At 64.3% G+C, this 15,412-nt stretch carries 11 protein-coding genes and 2 pseudogenes; 2 read left to right on the top strand and 11 right to left on the bottom strand.

What is annotated here, in order from left to right; all coding sequences use genetic code 11:
* Positions 1 to 98 precede the first annotated feature (98 nt).
* Entirely contained in the window at positions 99 to 545 is a 447-nt protein-coding gene (locus RO009_12355) for a nucleoside deaminase (protein MDT3685817.1), read from the bottom strand.
* Positions 546 to 722: 177 nt separating this feature from the next.
* Between RO009_12355 and RO009_12350 the strand changes: the two are divergent.
* Together RO009_12350 and rsmD are read left to right on the top strand one after the other, a co-directional pair.
* Positions 723 to 1,463: pseudogene (locus RO009_12350) on the top strand (pseudouridine synthase).
* Positions 1,464 to 1,711: 248 nt separating this feature from the next.
* A complete protein-coding gene (rsmD, locus tag RO009_12345) occupies positions 1,712 to 2,266 on the top strand; it encodes a 16S rRNA (guanine(966)-N(2))-methyltransferase RsmD (GenBank protein MDT3685816.1) in 555 nt (184 codons plus the stop codon).
* Between the two features lie 127 nt (positions 2,267 to 2,393).
* Here the strand turns inward: rsmD and mutL are convergent, their stop codons facing one another.
* From mutL to ileS, 10 genes and pseudogenes are all read right to left on the bottom strand, one after another.
* Entirely contained in the window at positions 2,394 to 4,223 is a 1,830-nt protein-coding gene (mutL, locus tag RO009_12340) for a DNA mismatch repair endonuclease MutL (GenBank protein MDT3685815.1), read from the bottom strand.
* Positions 4,224 to 4,349: 126 nt separating this feature from the next.
* The gene (gene arfB, locus RO009_12335; protein MDT3685814.1) at positions 4,350 to 4,769 is read right to left on the bottom strand and encodes an alternative ribosome rescue aminoacyl-tRNA hydrolase ArfB; all 420 of its coding nucleotides are present in this window, start codon (positions 4,767 to 4,769) and stop codon (positions 4,350 to 4,352) included.
* Between the two features lie 38 nt (positions 4,770 to 4,807).
* Positions 4,808 to 5,410 (bottom strand): class I SAM-dependent methyltransferase, encoded by a 603-nt coding sequence (locus RO009_12330; protein ID MDT3685813.1) that lies wholly within the window; start codon positions 5,408 to 5,410, stop codon positions 4,808 to 4,810.
* 145 nt (positions 5,411 to 5,555) lie between these two features.
* Positions 5,556 to 6,878: a glucose-6-phosphate isomerase gene (locus RO009_12325; GenBank protein ID MDT3685812.1), complete on the bottom strand. Its 1,323-nt coding sequence runs from the start codon at positions 6,876 to 6,878 to the stop codon at positions 5,556 to 5,558.
* Between the two features lie 226 nt (positions 6,879 to 7,104).
* Positions 7,105 to 8,445 carry a pitrilysin family protein gene (locus RO009_12320; GenBank protein MDT3685811.1) on the bottom strand — a complete coding sequence of 447 codons (1,341 nt, stop codon included), beginning with the start codon at positions 8,443 to 8,445 and terminating at the stop codon, positions 7,105 to 7,107.
* On the bottom strand, positions 8,442 to 9,815 hold the full coding sequence (locus tag RO009_12315) for a pitrilysin family protein (GenBank protein MDT3685810.1): 1,374 nt from the start codon (positions 9,813 to 9,815) through the stop codon (positions 8,442 to 8,444). The genes RO009_12320 and RO009_12315 overlap by 4 nt, the downstream gene beginning before the upstream one ends.
* Positions 9,816 to 9,941: 126 nt before the next feature.
* A complete protein-coding gene (locus RO009_12310; protein MDT3685809.1) occupies positions 9,942 to 10,661 on the bottom strand; it encodes a hypothetical protein in 720 nt (239 codons plus the stop codon).
* Between the two features lie 36 nt (positions 10,662 to 10,697).
* Complete coding sequence (gene lspA, locus RO009_12305) at positions 10,698 to 11,228, bottom strand: signal peptidase II (protein MDT3685808.1); 531 nt, start codon at positions 11,226 to 11,228, stop codon at positions 10,698 to 10,700.
* Positions 11,229 to 11,382: 154 nt separating this feature from the next.
* Positions 11,383 to 11,666, bottom strand: a pseudogene (locus tag RO009_12300) (GIY-YIG nuclease family protein).
* A gap of 162 nt (positions 11,667 to 11,828) precedes the next feature.
* Positions 11,829 to 14,834: an isoleucine--tRNA ligase gene (ileS, locus tag RO009_12295; protein ID MDT3685807.1), complete on the bottom strand. Its 3,006-nt coding sequence runs from the start codon at positions 14,832 to 14,834 to the stop codon at positions 11,829 to 11,831.
* Positions 14,835 to 15,412 lie beyond the last annotated feature (578 nt).

The following is a 15,412-nucleotide window of genomic DNA, read 5'->3' as shown; positions in this document are numbered from 1 at the left end:
CCCTCCCCGCTGCCGAAGTCGGATGTTTCCGACTTCGGCTAAAATATGATGACCGAACTCGGGTAAACCCGAGTTCGGTGCGGGGAGAGGTGAAAGCACTACCGCCTCTCCTTGAAAAACTCCCTCAGCAACGCAGCCGCCTCGCTTTCCCCGATCCCGCCATAAATTTCCGGCCGGTGATGACACGTCGTCGACGAAAAGAACCGCACCCCGCTCTCCACCGCTCCGCCTTTCGGGTCGCGTGCGCCGTAGTAAAGCCGCCGGATGCGCGCGAAGGACATCGCCGCCGTGCACATGGTGCATGGTTCAAGCGTGACATGGAGATCGCAGTCGATGAGCCGTTCACTGCCGAGCTTCGCCGCGGCCTGCCGGAGTGCCAGCAATTCGGCATGCGCGGTGGGATCACGGTCAGCCAATGTGCGGTTGCCCGCACGCGCGATCACCTCGCCGCTCCGCACGATGACGCAGCCGACCGGCACTTCGCCGCGTGCCGCAGCGGCACGAGCTTCGTCGAGGGCGATGTCCATGTATGAGGGAGCGGACATAAGGCGGGCGATCTCCACGAAAACGTCATGCCCGGACTTGTTCCGGGCATCCACGTCTTTATACACGGTACAGCGTCAAGACGTGGATGGCCGGGACAAGCCCGGCCATGACCAATGATAAAGGCCATGGCCAAAAGATTCCCCAAGAATCGGGCACTGTCTCCATCCAACCCGCATGCCGGCGAGCGCATTGCCAAGGTGATGGCGCGTGCCGGTCTGTGCTCGCGGCGTGAGGCCGAAAGCTGGATCGCGGAAGGCCGTGTCGCGGTCAACGGCGCGGCGATTTCCTCGCCCGCTCTCAACGTGACTGCCTCCGACAGGATCAGCGTCGACGGCAAGCCGCTGCCGCAGCGGGAGCGCACACGCCTGTTTCTCTATCACAAGCCGCGCGGCCTCGTGACCACGCACGCCGATCCTGAAAAGCGGCCGACCATTTTTGAGAAACTGCCGAAGGGCCTGCCGCGCCTGATCAGCGTCGGCCGGCTCGATCTCAACACCGAAGGGCTGCTGCTGCTGACCAATGACGGCGGCCTGGCTCGCGTGCTGGAACTGCCCGAGACTGGCTGGTTGCGCCGCTACCGCGTGCGCGCCAACGGCAAGGTGACGCAGCCGCAACTCGACGCGCTACGCAAGGGCGTGACGGTCAACGGCATCCGCTATGGCGCGATCGAGGCGACACTCGACCGCGAGCAGGGGGCGAATGTCTGGCTCACTTTTGCGATCCGTGAGGGCAAGAACCGCGAGGTGCGCAATGTGCTGGAGCATCTCGGGCTGAAGGTGAACCGGCTGATCCGCGTCTCCTACGGCCCGTTCCAGCTCGGCGATCTTCCCGAAGGCGCAGTCGAGGAAATCCGCACGCGGCATCTGCGCGAGCAACTCGGCGAGCGCATCGCGGCCGCGGCCGGCGCGGATTTCGCGGGGCCGATGATGGTGCTGCGCGACGCCGACTCGGACAACAAGGTGACGAAGTCTGCCTTGCAGCGTCATCCCGAGGCGGCCGCGAAGCCGGCCTCGAAGGATGGCGGTCGAGGCATTCCAAAAGAGGGCCGCCGCCCTTCCAGGCTCGGCGCTTCGCGCCTCGCACCTCAGGCAAGCGGAGAGCGGCCTGAAAAACGGCGCAACAAGCGCCGTCCATCCTCCCGCACCAAAGGCAAGCGGGACCGCTGATGCGCATTGTCGGCGGACAGCATCGCGGGCGCACCCTCGCCGCGCCGAAATCGCAGGGCATCCGGCCGACCGCCGACCGGCTGCGCGAATCATTGTTCAACATTCTTGCGCATGCCTATGGCGACCCGGTCTCGGGCGCGCGCGTGCTCGATCTCTTTGCCGGCAGCGGTGCGCTCGGGCTTGAAGCCCTGTCGCGCGGCGCGGCGCTTGTTCTGTTCGTCGACGACGGCGCCGAGGCGCGCGCGCTGATCCGGCAGAATGTGGAGACGCTTGGCGCGGCCGGCGTCACCCGCATCTTCCGTCGCGATGCCACGCGGCTCGGCGACGTGCATCCGAATGATCCGTTCTCGTTGGTCTTCCTCGATCCGCCCTATGGCAAGGGGCTCGCCGAGAAGGCGCTGGCGTCCGCGCGCGACGGCGGCTGGCTGACACAGGATGCGTTGATTGTCGTGGAGGAAGCAAAAGACGCCGCGTTCAAGGCGCCGCAGGGATTCGAAGAGATCGAACGGCGCGATTACGATGACACGGAGTTTGTGTTTTTGCGAAATACCTGAGGCGTCGTCCCGGGCGATCGAGCGTCAGCGAGGGAGACCCGGAACTCATGTTCCCCAACCTGTCGATAGCCTGAGGCGTATGGGTTCCCGCTTTCGCGGGGGACTACAGTGTAGAGACGATGCGTTTTTAGCGCCGCCCAAACAACCTCTCGATATCGCTCAGCTTCAACTCCACATAGGTCGGCCGGCCGTGATTGCACTGGCCGGAATTCGGCGTCGCCTCCATCTCACGCAAGAGCGCGTTCATTTCCTCCGGCTTGAGCCGCCGCCCCGCGCGCACCGAGCCGTAGCAGGCCATGGTCGCAGCCATATGCATCAGGCGGCGCTCGAGCGGCAGGTGATCGTCCCATTCCGCCATGTGCTCTGAGAGATCGCGCAGCAATGCGCCGGCGTCGATTTCTCCCAGCAACGACGGGGTTTCGCGCACCGCCACCGCACCGGGTCCGAAGGATTCGATGACCAGGCCAAAACGCGCGAGCTCGCCGGTGCGTGCCAGCAGCCGTTCGACATCGCTCTCGTCCAGTTCGACCACTTCCGGAATGAGCAGGATCTGCCGCGCCACACCGTCACGCTCGACCGCCGCCTTCAGCCGCTCATAGACCAGCCGCTCATGCGCGGCATGCTGATCCACCAGCACAAGTCCGTCGCGGGTCTGCGCCACGATATAGGTCTCGTGGATCTGCGCGCGCGCCGCGCCGAGCGGCTTGTCGAGCAGGTCAGGCGCGGCGTCGACAAAAGCGGCCCGCGCATCGGCGGAGGGCGTCACCACGTCGAATGCCGCCTGCGCTGCTTCGGCAAAGCCGGAGGCAGGTGGCAGGGTCTCAAACCGCGGCGCCACCACGGGCATGGCCGGCGAGCGTCGCCAGTCCCAACCACCACGGCGCGGCGGAGCAGCGAACGAGCCGACTCCCGAACGAAACGCCGCCGCCGTCGCCTCACCTCCGGTCGAGGCCGATCGCTGCCCGTTGCGCGCCAGCGCCTCGCGCAAGGCAACGACGATGCTCGACCGGACCAGGCCGGCATCGCGGAAGCGCACTTCGGTTTTCGCCGGATGCACGTTCACGTCGACCTCGCGCGGCTCGAGGGTGACGAACAGCGCCAGCACCGGATGCCGGTCGCGCGGCAGATAATCGGCATAGGCCGCGCGCACGGCGCCAAGCAAGAGCTTGTCGCGCACCGGCCGGTCGTTGACGAACAGATATTGTCCGAGCGCATTGGCGCGGGTGAAGGTCGGCAACGCCGCGTACCCTGCGATGCGCAAGCCTTCGCGCCCGCCCTGCACTTCCACCGCATTGGCGCGGAAATCCGCACCCAGCACATCGCCGAGCCGCGCCAGCCGTCCCGCCGCGCCGGGCAACGCCGCCGGCCAGGTTACGGCGGCGCGCTCCTCGCTCGCCAGAGTGAAGGCGACATCCGGCCGGCTCATGGCGAGACGGCGCACGACTTCGCGCACCGCTTCGCCTTCCGCACGGTCCGACTTCATGAATTTCAGCCGCGCCGGTGTTGCATAAAACAAATCGCGCACCTCGACACGCGTGCCGCTATTCAGCGCAGCAGGCGCGATCTCCGATTTCACGCCCGCGTCGACACTCAATGTCCAGCCATGCGGCTCGCCGACATGGCGCGTCGTGATCGTGAGCCTCGCGACCGACCCGATCGACGGCAACGCCTCGCCGCGGAAGCCGAGGGTATCGATCGCCAGCAAATCTTCGTCCCAGAGCTTTGAGGTCGCGTGCCGTTCGACCGACAAGGCGAGATCGGCGCGGGTCATCCCCTCGCCGTCGTCGCTGACGCGAATGAGCCGCCGCCCCCCGCCGTCGATCACGATCTCGATCTTGCGCGCGCCGGCATCAAGCGCATTCTCGACCAGTTCCTTCACGGCGCTGGCCGGGCGCTCCACCACCTCGCCGGCGGCGATGCGGTTGATCAGGGATTCGGAAAGCTGACGGACGGGCATGGTGTGAACTTACGAGATTCGGACGGCAAGTACTCTCAACGGGGTCGTCCCCGCGAAAGCGGGGACCCATACCCACGGCTCTGCAATATGGGCCCCCGCTTGCGCGGGGGCGACAAGAAGTTGAGATTAATCCTCAAACGCCTTGCCCCGCATCTTCTTGATGTTGGAGCGGATTTTCTTGCCCTCCACGCGCTTCAGCTTGGACGCCCTGGTCGGCTTGGTGGCGCGGCGCGGCACCGGCTTCACCGCCGCCTGGCGGATAAGGTCAAACAGCCGCTCGCGCGCCTCGGCGCGGTTGCGCTCCTGCGTGCGGGCGTTCTGCGCGATCAGCACCAGCACGCCATCTTTCGTCAGACGGCTGCCGGCGAGCCGCATCAGGCGGATCGCAACGTCATTCGGCAATGACGGCGAACGCCGCACGTCAAACCGCAATTGCACGGCGGTGGAAAGCTTGTTGACATTCTGCCCGCCCGGTCCCGAGGAGCGTACGAAGCTTTCCTGCAACTCGTCGTCGTTGAGGCTGATATGGTCGGTGACGCGGATCATGCGGAAGATGTAACCCGCCACGACCGGCAGGCAAAGAGCTAGCCGTTTTGCGCCAGCCAGACGGTGTGGCCGCCGCAGGCGGGATCGTCCGCGACATGCGCGACGACGCCGAAGCCGTTGTCGCGCAGCAAGGTCCGGTACTCGTCCGGATCGAGGCTGGCATGATAGAGCGGCTCGCCCTCGAACTTGCCGATGGCGACGCCATGCGCCGGCCCGCTGGTGAACATCAGCGCGGCGCGCGGCGCGGCGTGCGCGGCGAAGACTCCGAACATAGCGCGCTGCTCGTCGGGCGGCAGATGAAAGAAGCTGTCCCACGCGAGCAGGCCATCGAAGCGCATGCCGAGCGAGAGCGTGCGCATGTCGGCGACGCGCCAGGTCTGCGCGGCATAGCGCGCCTTGCAGAGCTCGATCAGTCTGGACGAGGAATCGACACCGATCACGGCACGGCCGCTCTCAATGATGTAGCGCGCGATCGGCTCGCCCATGCCGCAGCCGAGATCGAGCACCGAGCCACCCTTTGGGACCAGCGCGAGAAAACGATCAAGCCAGGATTTCTCGAACAGGCTGCGCCCACGCACCTTGTCATAGGCTTGCGCGTGCCGCTCATACACTCCAATGATCTGATCAGCTTCTCGCATCATGTTTTCCGGTCGTTCCCGCGAAAGCGGGAACCCATAGCCACAGCTCTGCGATATGGGTCCCCGATCACAAGTCGGCTTTAGCCGACTTGTGAAATGAAAAATCCGATCTCGGGTGAACCCGAGATCGGGCGCGGGGACGACGGCATCAGGCCTTCCCGGCGAGATATTGTTTCGCCAGCACCTTGCCCTCTTCCACCGCCGGCTGATCGAAGGCGTCAACACCGAGAAGCTGTGCGGCGATGATCGTCTCCAACATGAAATGCATCAGCAATTCGCCGAGGCTGCGTTCGTCAATTGCATCGAGATGAAAGGTGCGCACCGGGCAGCCATTTTTCGCCAGCGTCTCGGCCGTGGCGCGGCCCTGGGCGGCGACCAGGTCGCCGATGCTTTTGCCGCCGAAATCCGGCTCGCCGGCGAGCTGCGCCAGATCAGGCGCGATCTTCGGACCCTTGCCCGCCGCGCCGGTCGTGATCACCGTGAAGAACTTGTCGCGGGGACCGGCGATGAACAATTGCAACTGGCTGTGCTGGTCGACCGGGCCGAGCGCGGCGAGCGGCGTCGTGCCCTTGCCGTCCTTGCCGAGACTCTCGGCCCAGAGCTGCACGTACCACTTGGCGAATTTCTCCAGCCTGTCGGCATAGCCCATGACGGCGGAGATGGTCTTGCCGCGCGTCTGCGCCAATGCGACCGACAAGGCCGCGCCGAGTGCCGCCGGCACGTCCTGCGGCGTCTTTTTCGCCAGCACTGGCGCCAGCGCCGCCGCCGCGCCCTCGCGGATCGCGGCAATGTCGAGGCCCAGCACCGCCGCGGGGAGCAGGCCGACATTGGTCAGCACCGAGAAGCGCCCGCCGACCCCGGTGTCGTGATCGAGGAACGGCACATTGAAAGCGCCGAGCAGCGCGCGCAGGCCGTTTTTCTTGCCGGGCTTCGCCGGCTCGCTCAGACCCAGAAAGAGTTGCGGGATCTTGTCGGTCAGCCCGGCATCCTTGCAGGCGGACAGCGCCGCCGCGGTCTGCATCAGCGTCTCGCCGGTGCCGCCGGATTTGGAAATCGCAACGAAACGTGTCGTGGCCAGCGGCAGCCTCGCCAGCAAGCCGCCAAATGACAGCGGATCGAGATTGTCCATGAAATGCAGCCGCGGCGCGCTGCGCAACGCGCCGACGCCCGGCACCGCATAGCCGGCGAGCTGCGCCAGCGTCTGCCCGCCGAGGCTCGAGCCGCCGGTGCCGAGAAACACGATGTCGGTTGCGCTCGCTTTCAGTTTGCCGGCGGCTTCCGTGATCTGCGCAAGGTCGCTCCGCTCCGCCGGCAGCCTGAGCAGACGCAAGCCGCCATCCTCGTGCCGGGCGCGCAGCCACGCGAGCGCGGCTTCGCTGCGTTTCAGCGTCTCGCGCAAGTCGGATTCGGCGAGGCCGTGGTTGCCGACCGAAGCTTCGGTCGCATGTGTGATGGATTGGAGAATCGGCATCGCCCCTTCCTTAAACCCTCTCCCCGCTTAGCCGAAGTCGGATGTTTCCGACTTCGGCCGCATATACAAATAAGCGAACTCGAAAACATTCGAGTTCGCTGTGAGAGGGTGGCGAACGGCGCTTACCGTGAGCCGGGTGAAGCATGACCAGTCCAAGGCCCCTCACCCGGTCCTCGCTACGCTCGGACCACCCTCTTCCCGTAAACGGGGAGAGGGAAAACAAAATCTACCCGCCCTGCTGGGCGCCTTTCTCGCCCTGCGGGCGCCCGACCACGGTCACCAGGATTCCGCCATCCAGCAGCCGCTTGGCCACGCGCTTGACGTCGTCCAGCGTCACCGCCTCGATCAGCCCGTTGCGGCGCTCGATATAGTCGATGCCGAGATCGTCGAGCTGGATCTGCACCAGAAGGTTGGCGATCTTGGTCGAGGTGTCGAAATTCAGGGCATAAGCGCCCTTGAGATAGGATTTCGATTTCTGCAGTTCCTCCGCCGTCGGGCCACTTTCGGAGAGCCGGCGAATTTCCGATTCGATCAGCTTGACCGTCTCATCCGCCTTGTCGGCGCGCGTCTGCGTGCCGCCCATGAATAGGGCGGCAACGTCGAGCGGCAGAAGATACGAATAAACCGAATAGGCCAGGCCCCGCTTCTCGCGCACCTCGCGATAGAGCCGCGAGGAGAAGGAGCCGCCGCCGAGGATGTGGTTGACAATATAGGCCGGAATGAAATCCGGATCCTGGCGCGGGATTCCGACGCCGCCGAAATTCACCACCGCCTGCGGCACATCCAGCGGAACGAAAATCTTCTTGCCGACCGCGTCCATCTTTGCGGACGGCACTGCCTGCAATTCGGCTTTCTCGGGCAGCGCGCCAAAGATGCGGTCAAGCACCGGCCCCAGCGTCTTGGCGTCGATGTCGCCGACCACCGCAATCTTCAGGCGGTCGCGCGCGAAGACGCGCTTGGTGTAGTCGCGCAGGTCCTGCTGCGCGATCGTCGGCACGGATTCTAGCGTGCCGTTGGTCGGCCTGCCGTATGGATGTTCCGGAAAAGCGGTGCGCCACCACAACCGGCTGCCGATATCATTCGGATTGGTGGTCTCGCGGCGCAGTACCGCCAATATTTGCGCACGCACCCGCTCGATCGCGTCCTGATCGAAGCGCGGCGACGTCACGGCGAGCCGCAGCAGGTCGAAGCCTTCGTCCTTGCGGGCCGTCAACACCTTGAGCGAGCCGCGCATTTCGTCGCGATGCGTCGTGAAGCTGAGTTCGACGGCGTTGCGCTCGGCCCGGCTCTGGAAAGCCTTGGCGTCGAGATCGCCGGCGCCCTCGTCCATCATGCCGGACGTCATGTAGGCGACGCCGGGTTTTCCGGTCGGATCCTGATTGGCGCCGCCGCGGAAGGCGAAATTCATCGCGATCAGCGGCACCGACGGATCGCTTACCAGCCAGGCCTCGATGCCGCCGGGGGAAACGACGCGCTCGATCTTCATCGCTGCCTGCGCCGGGGTCGTCAGCGACAGCACAGTAACGGCGGCGGCAAGCAGCAAGACCCGCCGGGCAAAAGATATCATGAGCGCTTCTCCTGCGGCGCGGGATCCTTGATGAGATAACCGGTGACCGAACGCTTCTTGTCTAGCCAGGTCTTGGCCGCATTGCGCACGTCGTCTGCGGTCACCTTGGCGATGCGGTCGGGCCAGGTCGTGACTTCCTCGACAGTGGCGCCTGCCGTCAGCGCCGAGCCGTACCAGCGCGCCAGGGTCGCCTGACTGTCCTGCGCATATACGACATCGGCGATCAGCTTGGTGCGCGCGGTCTCAAGTTCGTCGGCGGTCACGCCGTTGGCGGCGATCTCCGCAATCACCTGGTCGATCGCGACATCGAATTGCTGCAGCGTCACGTTCTGCTGCGGCGTGCCATAGACGCCGAAGCGCGTGTCGTCGAGCGCCATGCCTTGGTACCAGGCACCGACACTGATCGCGACCGGGCTCTCCACCACCAGCTTGCGATAGAGCCGGCTGTTGTTTCCCGAGCCGAGGATATGCGCGAGGATTTCCAGCGCCTCGGATTCGCCCTGCTTCGCCGAGTTGGACGACGGCACCAGATAGCTGCGTTGCAGACTCGGCTGCGCGACGCGGGGATCGGCGAGCGTCACCGTACGCACGGCGCGCTGCTCGGGCTCCTGCGGCCGCTTGCGCTCCGGCACCTCGGCAACGCGCGGAATCCTGCCATAGGTTTCCTCCGCGAGCTTCTTGACCTCGTCGGCAGTCACGTCGCCTGCAACGACGAGGATGGCGTTGTTGGGCGTGTAGTATTTCTTGTAGAACTCAAGCGCGTCGGCGCGGTTGAGCTTCTCGATTTCCGGACGCCAGCCGATCACCGGCCGGCCATAGGGATGATTGAGATAGAGCGCCGCCTGCACTTCCTCGCCGAGCTTGGAGGCTGGATTATTGGCGACACGCGTATTCTGCTCTTCCAGCACAACGTCGCGTTCCGGCAGCACCACCTCGTCGGTGAGCACGAGGCCGGTCATGCGGTCGGCTTCGAATTCCATCATCTCCTTCAGCTTGTCGCGGGCGACGCGCTGGTAATAGCCGGTATAGTCGCTGGAGGTGAACGCGTTTTCCTGACCGCCAATGGTGGCAACGACCTGCGAGAAGCGGCCGGCCGGGTTCTTCGCCGTGCCCTTGAACATCAGGTGTTCGAGGAAATGCGCGATGCCGGATTTGCCCGGCGGCTCGTCGGCGGCGCCGACCCGATACCAGATCATGTGCGTGACCACCGGCGCGCGGCGGTCCGGGATCACCACCACCTGCAGCCCGTTGGCGAGCTTGAAATGCGACACGTTCGGCGCCGCCGCGGCCGGGCGATGCGGCAGCAGAGCAAAAGCGATGGCTGCGCAAGCGAGCAGGATCGCCGCGCCTGATCTGTTGAGGCTCTTCATGTCGGATGACTCATGCGGCGCGGTTGCCGCTTTGCGGTAAACATATGGGCGATACAACCACTGGCGATATAGCGACGTGAACCGGGCAAACAACGCAGAACGGGCGCATCGCCGCGTTAAATCGCGTTAATAGTTGCCGGTGCCCCGGTCTTCGAGCTTATAGGGCTTCGGCGCCTCTTTCTTCGCTCCAAGACCGTAAGGATGGTTGGGCGAAGGCGTCATATAGCCGGGCGGCGGATCGGTCAGCGCCGAGCGCGCCGGCTCGCCACTGAACACAGCGGTTTCCGGCTTGCTGTTGTCCCGGAAGATGGAATTGAACAGGCCGCCCTTGTAGCCGAGTTCGTTCGGCCTCAGCTTGCGCTGGCCTTCAAGCTCGGGATTTTCCGCGCCATTTGGGTCCGCACCGGCGCCGCGACGGGCGACCGCACCGGATGGATTGAGTTCGGCGGGAGTCAGCGGTCGCGCTTCCAGCTCCGGATCGCGGCGCGGCTGCTTGGCCGCGGCTTTACGTTTTTTCTTCTCCTGGACGTCGGCGTCCTTCGGCCAGGCCGGATTATCGATCTTGGCCTGCTCCGGCGGCACCAGATTCATCGTCGGCGGCACCACCAAGGGAGCGCGCTCGCGGTAATCGATGGAATCCTTGTCGTTGATGCCGAGGATGGACTTCATAATCTTGGTTTCAAAGGGCTCGTCGTCCTCGTCGTCTTCGGCCCGCGCCTGACCGGCGGCAAAGACACAGGCCGCGGCGACGGCGCAGACCAGAACCGCGCGCGACAGTCGCCTGAAAATCGCATGATTGTCCGCAGAGGCCGAAATCGTCTTCAGCACAGAGAGCTCCACCCGCATGCAAGGCCGCCGACCCGGTCCTGCTATCCGCAGAAATCAGGGCGCTTTTGCGGCGCGGTCACCAAGGAGGGAGTCATACAGAAGTCCCGCCACCCCGGCAACGATGGCCGCGTCAGCGAGGTTAAAGACGTACCAGCTAAAGGTAAAATTGGCCGTAGTGACGTGAAACAGGGCGAAATCCGCCACCGCCCCATAGGCCAGCCGGTCGATGGCATTGCCCAGCGCCCCGCCGATGATCAGACCCAGCGACAGGGCCACGAGGCGGTTCCCGGCCCGCGCCAGCCAGAGCCAGAGAACGATCATGGCCCCGATGGTGATGGCGAGAAGGAGAAACCGGCCGCGCGCAGTGTCCTGCTGGAACAGCCCGTAGCTGATGCCGCGGTTCCAGGTCAGCACCAGGTCGAAAAACGGCAGCACCCGCACCCGTCCCTTGCCGGCGAGGTCATAGCCGAACAGCAGCCAGAGCTTCAGTGCCTGGTCGAGCAGCAGGGTGATCACGGCGACGGTGAAGCCGTCGCGGCTCAGGGGACCCCAGAGGAAAGAGGGTTTGGATGGTCCGGAAGCCATTGATTGTGGTCGTCCCCGCGCAAGCGGGGACCCATAACCACAGAAGCAGACGAAGGCAAATCCTCGCCTCTCGCGATCGGCAGTTCTTGGCTGCAACAAACTGACACTGAGGCTATGGGTCCCCGCGTTCGCGGGGACGACATGCGGAAAGGCATTACGTCAGCAATTTCGCACGATCCGCCCAATGCGGATTGTTCTCTTCGATCAACTGAATCTTCCACTCGCGATTCCATTTCTTCAGCCGCTTCTCACGGACGATGGCCGATTCAGGATCATCGAAAGTTTCAACATGGACGAGCCTTGTCACGCCGTACTGCTTGACGAATTGCGAGCCGAGACCCATCCGGTGCTGTTCGATGCTCGCTCCAAATTATTGGTCACGCCGATATACAATGTGCCGTGTGGCCGGCTTGCGAGAATGTAAACGTGGTATGGCATCGCAATTGCCTGCTGGTCGTCCCCGCGAACGGGGGACCCATATCCACTGTCGAAATAATATGAAAAGTACCACACCGAAATGCCGTCGCCTATCGGCGAAGCTGAGCGTATGGGTCCCCGCTTGCGCGGGGACGACTCTGAATTCGTGACTACGCCGTAAGCCTACTCCGCTGCCCGCCGCAGCGCGTCCCATTCGCGCAAGGCTTTCGCGTCACGCGGCGTCACGTCGGGATAATCCGGGTCTTCGCCGACACTTTCGGAAATTTTCCAGGAGCGCGCGCATTTCCTGCCTTCCGCGCGGCGCGGCAGCACCGAGACGCCCGTCACATCGTCCAGACGGAAGGCGTCGGCCGGCCCCTCCCCTTCCACCAGGGTCGCCGCGGAGGTGATGCAGATTTCCGCAAGATCGGCATCGACGATCGCGCCGAACAGATCCGTGTCCGCGACATGCACGATCGGCGCCGCCTCGAGCGAGGAGCCGATACGCTTCTGCGCGCGCTCGAGCTCTAGCGCGCCGGTGACCACGCGCCGCACATTGCGAATCTTGCGCCACTTATCGGCGAGCCTGTCATCGCGCCACGCGGCCGGCACATCGGAAAAAAGCTGCAGATGCACCGACGGCGCCGTGTCTCCATAGCGCGAGAGCCAGCATTCCTCCGCTGTGAAGCACAGCATCGGCGCGAGCCACGTCACCGTGCAGCGGAACAGATGGTCGATGACGGTAAGCGCCGCCTTGCGCTTCTGAGAAGAGATCGGATCGCAATAGAGGGTGTCCTTGCGGATGTCGAAATAGAAAGCCGACAGGTCCGAGGTCATGAACGCGTTGAGCAAAGCGAAGATGCGTTTGTAATCGAAACCCGCGTAAGCCTGCCGCACCTGCGCGTCGAGCTCGGCGAGGCGATGCAGCATCAGCCGCTCAAGTTCCGGCATCTTCTCGAAAGCGACGCGATCCTCTTCCTTGAAATGCGCGAGATTGCCGAGCATCCAGCGCAAGGTATTGCGCAGCTTGCGGTAGGTCTCGACATTGGTCTTCAGGATTTCCGGGCCGATGCGCAGGTCGTCGGCATAGTCGGTGGCGCACACCCACATCCGGAGAATATCGGCGCCCGCCTGCTTCATCACGTCCTGCGGCGCCACCACATTGCCGAGCGACTTCGACATCTTGCGGCCGTTCTCGTCGAGCGCGAAGCCGTGCGTGAGCACGACGTCATAAGGCGCAACCCCGCGCGTGCCGCAGCTTTCCAGCAGCGAGGAATGGAACCAGCCGCGATGCTGGTCGGAGCCTTCCAGATACATGACCGTGTCGTCGCCGCCGTCCTTCCTGCGGCGGATGCTGGCGAGCCCCGGAAAATGCTTCGGGTCTTCCAGCACGAAGGCATGCGTCGAGCCGGAATCGAACCACACATCGAGAATGTCGTCGACCTTCTTCCAGCCTTCCTTCGCGCGCGGACCAAGAAAACGTTCGGTCGCGTTCGCCTCGTACCAGGCGTCAGCGCCTTCCAGCTCGAAGGCGGAGGCGATGCGGTTGTTCACCGCCTCGTCCTTCAGAATCTCGACCGAGCCGTCACCCTTCTCGCGCACGAACACGGTGATCGGCACGCCCCAGGCGCGCTGGCGCGAGATCACCCAGTCGGGGCGGCTCTCGATCATGCCGGTGATGCGGTTCTCGCCGGCGGCCGGCACCCAGCGCGTCACCTTGATGGCGTCAAGCGCGCGGTGGCGCAGCGTGTCGCCCTGCTTCACGCCGCCTTTGCTGTCGGCAATATCCTTGTCCATCGCAATGAACCATTGCGGCGTGTTGCGATAGATCACCGGCTTCTTCGAGCGCCAGGAATGCGGATACTGGTGCTTGAGGCGGCCGCGCGCGATGATGTTGCCGGCCTCGGCCAGAGCCTTGATCACCGTCTCGTTGGCGTCGCCCTTCTCGCCCTTGTCGTTGAGCACGCGTTTGCCGGTGAACCCCGGCGCCTGTTCGGTGAAGGCGCCGTTCTCGTCGACCGTATAGGGAATGGCTGACGAGATCCCGCGCGCTTCCAGCGCGCGCGCATTCGCCATCCAGATGTCGAAGTCCTCGCGGCCATGACCCGGGGCTGTGTGCACGAAGCCGGTACCCGTATCCGAGGTGACATGATCGCCATCAAGCAGCGGAACGGTGAACTCGTATCCGCCGTTGGCACCTTTCAATGGATGCACGCAACCGATCGCCGCAAGCTCGGCGGCGGTGACGTTCCGCACCTTGTCGAATGCCGTGACGCGCGCCTGCTTGAAGACATCGGCGGCAAGTGAATCCGCGAGGATCAGGAGATCGCCGGTCTTGGCCCAGTTATCGGCGGGCGCCTCGGTAATCCTGTAGAGACCGTAGGCGATCTTCGAGGAATAGCTGATCGCTCGGTTGCCGGGCAGCGTCCAGGGCGTGGTGGTCCAGATCACGACCGACGCATTGCTGAAATCCTTTTCAAGGCGTTTGAACGCCTTCTCGTCGCGCGCATGCGCGAAGCGCACCGGAAACTTTACCCATACCATGTCGGAGGTGTAGTCCTCGTACTCGACCTCTGCTTCGGCGAGTGCGGTCTTCTCCACCACTGACCACATCACCGGCTTTGAGCCGCGATAGAGCGTGCCGTTCTGAACGAACTTCATCAGCTCGCGCGCGATCTGCGCTTCCGCCGGGAAGCTCATGGTCGAATAGTAATTGTCCCAGTCGCCCTCGACGCCGAGCCGCTTGAACTCCTCGCGCTGCACCTCGATCCACTTCTGCGCGAAGGCGCGGCACTCGCGGCGGAATTCGTTGATCGGCACCGTGTCCTTGTTTTTGCCTTTGGCGCGATACTCCTCTTCGATCTTCCATTCGATCGGCAGGCCATGACAGTCCCATCCCGGCACGTAGTTGGAATCGAAGCCGAGCATCTGCTGGCTGCGCGTCACCACGTCCTTGAGGATTTTGTTGACCGCGTGCCCGATATGGATGTTGCCGTTGGCATAGGGCGGACCGTCATGCAGGACGAATTTCGGGCGGCCCTTCGCCGTCTCGCGCAAGCGGTGAAACAGGTTCTGCTTCTGCCAGCGCGCCAGCAATTGCGGCTCGCGCTCGGGCAGACCGGCCCGCATCGGGAAATCGGTCTGCGGCAGAAACAGGGTCTCGGAATAATCGCGTTCGGGCTTGCTCATGGCGCGTCTACCTAGCAGGCGAGCCGCAGGGCGCAAGTGTTCCTCTGTTGGGTCGCCCCCGCGAAAGCGAGCTGCAAGGCACAAGTCCCGCAGAAAGCATCCCTGTAGCCCGGATGGAGCGAAGCGAAGTCCGGGTGCGGAAAGACCGTCGCCGGATCAAGCCCGCATTCCGCTGCGCTTTATGCGGGCTACAGCCGCTACCGCGCGCCTGGCCGGGACGACCCGGGAATTCACGAAACTAGGATTATTGTCACAATTCGTGATTGGCCTTTCTCCGCAAATAGGATTATATTCTGATCATCCCGCTCATCGAGGGGCGTCTTCCGGAGACGTTCTTGAGGACGGAGCGGGATGCGGCGCCCTGCGGGCCGGCTCTAACGTGGAGCCGGCTCCCGGGTGGCCCCGGGGCTCCGCCCCTCCGGCAATAAGACCGGGGCGCAGCAGGCCTGCTTAAGTCGGACCGGCCAGGTGTGCACGGTCCGGGAAGCGCGGCCCGGGGTTGGTGGGGAACAGTCCCGCGCTGTCGGGCCCCATCAGAACGCCGCCGACGGTGCGCCGAGAGGCGGCTGTGCTTCGCA

It is taken from the genome of Pseudorhodoplanes sp. (assembly GCA_032027085.1).
Taxonomy (GTDB): domain Bacteria; phylum Pseudomonadota; class Alphaproteobacteria; order Rhizobiales; family Xanthobacteraceae; genus Pseudorhodoplanes.
The sequence above is the reverse complement of the archived record's forward strand: the minus strand, read 5'-3'. Positions and strand labels throughout refer to the sequence as shown.

Excerpts from the sequence above, each read along its gene's own strand:
- mutL (MDT3685815.1), bottom strand. The coding sequence starts at position 4,223 with ATGCCCGTCCGTCAGCTTTCCGAATCCCTGATCAACCGCATCGCCGCC.
- ileS (MDT3685807.1), bottom strand. The coding sequence starts at position 14,834 with ATGAGCAAGCCCGAACGCGATTATTCCGAGACCCTGTTTCTGCCGCAG.
- RO009_12320 (MDT3685811.1), bottom strand. The coding sequence starts at position 8,445 with ATGATATCTTTTGCCCGGCGGGTCTTGCTGCTTGCCGCCGCCGTTACT.
- lspA (MDT3685808.1), bottom strand. The coding sequence starts at position 11,228 with ATGGCTTCCGGACCATCCAAACCCTCTTTCCTCTGGGGTCCCCTGAGC.
- RO009_12355 (MDT3685817.1), bottom strand. The coding sequence starts at position 545 with ATGTCCGCTCCCTCATACATGGACATCGCCCTCGACGAAGCTCGTGCC.
- RO009_12330 (MDT3685813.1), bottom strand. The coding sequence starts at position 5,410 with ATGATGCGAGAAGCTGATCAGATCATTGGAGTGTATGAGCGGCACGCG.
- RO009_12315 (MDT3685810.1), bottom strand. The coding sequence starts at position 9,815 with ATGAAGAGCCTCAACAGATCAGGCGCGGCGATCCTGCTCGCTTGCGCA.
- RO009_12325 (MDT3685812.1), bottom strand. The coding sequence starts at position 6,878 with ATGCCGATTCTCCAATCCATCACACATGCGACCGAAGCTTCGGTCGGC.
- arfB (MDT3685814.1), bottom strand. The coding sequence starts at position 4,769 with ATGATCCGCGTCACCGACCATATCAGCCTCAACGACGACGAGTTGCAG.
- RO009_12310 (MDT3685809.1), bottom strand. The coding sequence starts at position 10,661 with ATGCGGGTGGAGCTCTCTGTGCTGAAGACGATTTCGGCCTCTGCGGAC.
- rsmD (MDT3685816.1), top strand. The coding sequence starts at position 1,712 with ATGCGCATTGTCGGCGGACAGCATCGCGGGCGCACCCTCGCCGCGCCG.